A 796-nucleotide genomic window follows, 5' to 3' on the forward strand; every position below is an offset into this window, starting at 1 on the left:
AACTCGACTCCATGAAGTCGGAATCGCTAGTAATCGTGGATCAGAATGCCACGGTGAATACGTTCCCGGGCCTTGTACACACCGCCCGTCACACCATGGGAGTGGGCTGCAAAAGAAGTGGGTAGCTTAACCTTCGGGGGGGCGCTCACCACTTTGTGGTTCATGACTGGGGTGAAGTCGTAACAAGGTAGCCCTAGGGGAACCTGGGGCTGGATCACCTCCTTACCTATACGACTAACTTAATGTTTGYTGAGTGTTCACACAGATTGCTTGTTTAGCTTCTCTCACGAGAAGTCAGAGCGAAACATCCCTCTTGCAGGTAGATGTTGTTCTTTAACAATTTGGAAAGCTGATAGTATTTAATTGCATGAGTCTGTCATGTGATTAATTACAAAACGTTTAATGCGAAAGCATTGAACATGAGTTCTCAAACACTTTATTAAGTGTCTTGAATATTCAAWAGTAAATTATTCTTTRYTGAATAGTTTACGTCTAAGGCGCGTCCACTTCTTTGGTCAGAAGTGAGACAAGTAAAACCAAGCTGGTCGCAATGCGGCGCAGGTGAGTGAAACTCATTTGGGTTGTATGGTTAAGCGACTAAGCGTATACGGTGGATGCCTTGGCAGTCAGAGGCGATGAAGGACGTAGTAACTTGCGAAAAGCGTTGGCGAGCTAGTAACAAGCATTTGAGCTAACGATGTCCGAATGGGGGAACCCAGCAGCATAAGCTGTTATCGCAACATGAATACATAGTGTTGCGAGGCGAACGAGGGGAACTGAAACATCTAAGTACCCT

General features: G+C 45.8%; 2 rRNA genes. Both read left to right on the top strand.

Annotated features, from left to right (window positions below):
- Positions 1 to 225, top strand: a 16S ribosomal RNA gene (locus L5M38_RS24310); the annotation flags it as partial.
- A gap of 362 nt (positions 226 to 587) precedes the next feature.
- A 23S ribosomal RNA gene (locus L5M38_RS24315) occupies positions 588 to 796 on the top strand; the annotation flags it as partial.

It is taken from the genome of Shewanella sp. SM101 (genome assembly GCF_025654465.1).
Taxonomy (GTDB): domain Bacteria; phylum Pseudomonadota; class Gammaproteobacteria; order Enterobacterales; family Shewanellaceae; genus Shewanella; species Shewanella oncorhynchi.